The sequence below is a fragment of the Coprobacter sp. genome (assembly GCF_982436375.1).
The window spans coordinates 1-3,424 of the sequence record NZ_CEWDCG010000264.1; the positions used below are offsets into that span (position 1 = coordinate 1).

The 3,424-nt window shown below is 39.4% G+C and carries 2 protein-coding genes; both read right to left on the reverse strand.

Features of this window, described 5'->3' with window-relative positions; translation table 11 throughout:
• Nucleotides 1-730: 730 nt before the first annotated feature.
• Nucleotides 731-1,750: a PHP domain-containing protein gene (locus AC1WHX_RS11380; RefSeq protein WP_226769906.1), complete on the reverse strand. Its 1,020-nt coding sequence runs from the start codon at nt 1,748-1,750 to the stop codon at nt 731-733.
• A gap of 500 nt (nt 1,751-2,250) precedes the next feature.
• Complete coding sequence (locus AC1WHX_RS11385) at nt 2,251-3,345, reverse strand: hypothetical protein (RefSeq protein WP_226769905.1); 1,095 nt, start codon at nt 3,343-3,345, stop codon at nt 2,251-2,253.
• Nucleotides 3,346-3,424: the final 79 nt, after the last annotated feature.

Genomic DNA, 3,424 nt, shown 5'->3' on the forward strand with positions numbered 1-3,424 from the left:
CCGACATGGGGATATTCCGGTGACCGGGCATGACACCGTTTTTATATCCCGTTGCAAAAGTATGGCAGATGCTGCCAAATCCGGCTTTGGTGACATCAGATGTCATCAAATGTCACCAGATGTCCGGATACTGACAGAAAAGCAGGTGGTTATACTTCTTAAAAGCGGATGTTGAAACAAAATTTGATCAGAAAAAACCTCTTTTTGTGTAAACACTGCGTGACAATCCGAATTTATGAGGATTCTCTGTTCAAGCGAACAGAGCAAGTTGTGTCCTTGTCGGACAAAAAGTCTTTTGTCCGACAAGAACCAACTTGCCGGCTGAAGCCGGGGATTTTTCTCCAAAGTCGAAAAATCCAATCAAAAGGAGTCCTGATGTGAACATGGAAAATGGAACGAAAAAATTATCCTTGGTAGCTTTCTTTCCAAGAAAGAGGAAACAATCATGCCATATGCTAACGGACTTCTCCTGTATAACTTGTCTCTTAACGGATAAAATAGAACTCTATCGACTTTTCCGTATCTTACGGAAAAAGACTTCCTCTGGCTGTGAACTTCCGTTTGCACTACTAACAACTTTGCCTCTACAAAACATTCTCCAATGGTATTTGTAACCTCATGCACGATAAAGAGGCATACTTAACTGTTTTTTGTACTGACCTATGCGACTTGCCCTTCCCCGAAGGGCTGCTTTAAGTCTTCACCTTCATTTAAAAGGGTGAATCGTTTTTTATTCAAGCCTCAATTCATTTATGGAAATGGACAATTTACTGTCCTCTTTAACAAAGCAGTTCTCCAAGGTCCAAAGGTGGTTTGCCGGAATCCTCATCATGATTGTCTTTCTTTCCGGTAGCATATAGGAATCATCCTCGTTGAAAATGTGAAAAGGGATATCTGATACATTTGTTACGGCTATACAGGAATTTTTCATGTATTTTATTTTAATGCAGGATTTTACAAATTGGGATAAAATTTGTATTTCTCCGGCCATATATCCATCGAATAAAGCTATGGTCCGTCGTGCAAGTAAAGCCTCGTGTATGCCTGCTTCACTTTTCTCCCTTGCGAAAACTAATGTCATAGGTCTAAATCTGTTTCTATACATTCCGGAAATAGTACAATGGACATCGGAACCTGCCATAATTGTCTTCTTGAACGAGACGCACCAATGAATCGCCTTGGGATAAAAATCCTTATAATTCATAACCTCTATGCCATTGATGATCCCTTTTGTGATTAGTTGTTCATGTATCGGATATAATGTGACATTATTATCCGGCCATCCAGGATGATTCCATACAATGAACGCTCCTTGTTTTTTAGCTTCAGCAAGGGAATCCAATGGATCTTCTTTTTCAATTAGGTTGGCGTCTTGGATGAAAAGAGCATTAAAATGCCCCAATGGCTTATCTCGAGTTATCTCAACACCCGGAATCACGATTAACTCCATATCGTCGGCTGCTGTTTTCGCTATTTTATAAGATTGGTTTAGGTCTCCATTTAACAAATCTTGATTTATCCGGTGTTCAATATGATCCGTGATAGCTATCGCATCTAATCCGTCCTGCCAAGCCTCATAGATGCGACCATCAGGCCAGACAAGTCCATCGGAAAAGACCGTGTGTGTATGAAAATCACACTTTAAAACTCGGTAGTCATCAAAACCGGGTATGTTTATCTCATTTCTCGTAAATAAATTATTAAGACGTGTCAGTTCATATACATCTTTTTTCTTGTGTAAATTATTCATCAAAGATTGTGTTATAAACCGTTTCATATATTGATCAATGCAAATATTATCTGGCTTATTAGAAAATATTTTTAGCTTTAACAAAGGTAATAAAGAATGATTGGATGAGCAATTTCTGGTTATGAATAAATTAAGTGCCACCTTCGTATCCCAGATAAAATATTTTAACCAGACTTATCTCCGGTCACGATTAATTTTTTAATATGCAATAAAATAAAAGATCACCGAAGCGTAGGCGTAGGACGTTGCCCTTATATATTGAGTACGAGGTAACATATTACTTATACCTATACCACTCGGAGTGGTATGCCAGGCATCTGTCTTACGGATCTTAAGTACCGAACTGATAATGTTGAATAAAAATTCGCATACCTCGTAACGAAATTGTGAGCTATCGGAATATTGACATTAATAAAAATGGGATTAAAATATGAACCCGGTCTGTTTCCATGTAAAAACAAACCGGGCCTAGAAATGTCTCTCTCTAAAAATAAGAGATCTTAGTTATTTACAGAAAATTTCAACGAAACTTTCTCGCTCCCTTTCACGCCGGTGAAAGTATAAATTCCGGAGTTTAAGTTTACGGATTTTGTTTCGTTGTCTGAATTGATTTTGAAATTGGATACAGCCGAACCGAAAATAGAATACACATACCCCGTATATCCATTCAAATTATCCAAACGCAAAGAACCGTTCGAATAGAAAACCTTGGCTTCGGGAGCCGTTTCCGTCGTAGGTTCTGCCATAATTTTCGATGCGTTTCTTGGGGCATAGGTAGCGGCTACTAACGGACTACCCGGTTGTGTTCCTTCCCAAGTGCTCATGTCGGCATTGTAGCTCCAGGCATCCCATGTGTTGTTGGTTAATTTACGGTTTGATGCTCCCCATGATGAATATTCCCAGTCTGCTGTTTGTGCGTCACGGGTAAAATAACTCCAATAACCGTTGTACCAACCGGCCAACCAGTGGAAATCTTCGTTTGAATTTTTTACCCAATAGTCATAATCATAGGCAGGGCGGCTCGTTCCATCTGAACCAAAGGGATGTATAAGTAACCCTGTCTTCTGAGATTCCACAATGGCATTATCAGCTATTTTTTGTGCGTTTTCCGGATAAGTATTACCAGCTTTTTTAGCTCCTTCCAAATCAAATGCAATTTGTACTTGGCTCGAACTCCTCTTTTCATAGCCTATACCATTAATCGTATAGCCCATAGAGCCGGTATATTGAACAAGCAAGAGCAAACGCTTATCAGTTTTCGCAACGGCTTCTACCATATCAAGACCGCATCTTTCTTCTCCTTTTGGCCAACGGTATCCCCAGACCAAATGATCTGGATTAGTCTTACTTCCGTCGTGCCAGGAAATGACCAGGGCTGCTTGGTTACAATTCAATGAATCGGCTTCCTCGATTCCGTCGTACACCCAAAACTTAATGTTTTTCATCGAGAACGTCTTGTCCGTCTCAGCTGCTTTTGCAGCGCTTTTGGCAATTTTTAAATCATTACGGACAATCCCTTGCACTGTTCTCTGTGTCTGTGCCTGTGCCGCAAATATTATAAATGCGGTGGCAAATAAAAGTATAAACTTTTTCATTTTTTTGTTTTTTAGAAATAAAACATTTATCGGATCACTACCTTTTTAGAGAAATACATTTCTTGATCTTTTACAGCCG

What these genes read in the sequence shown, in the direction of transcription:
- AC1WHX_RS11380 (WP_226769906.1), bottom strand. Translation starts at nt 1,750, where the DNA reads ATGAATAATTTACACAAGAAAAAAGATGTATATGAACTGACACGTCTT.
- AC1WHX_RS11385 (WP_226769905.1), bottom strand. Translation starts at nt 3,345, where the DNA reads ATGAAAAAGTTTATACTTTTATTTGCCACCGCATTTATAATATTTGCG.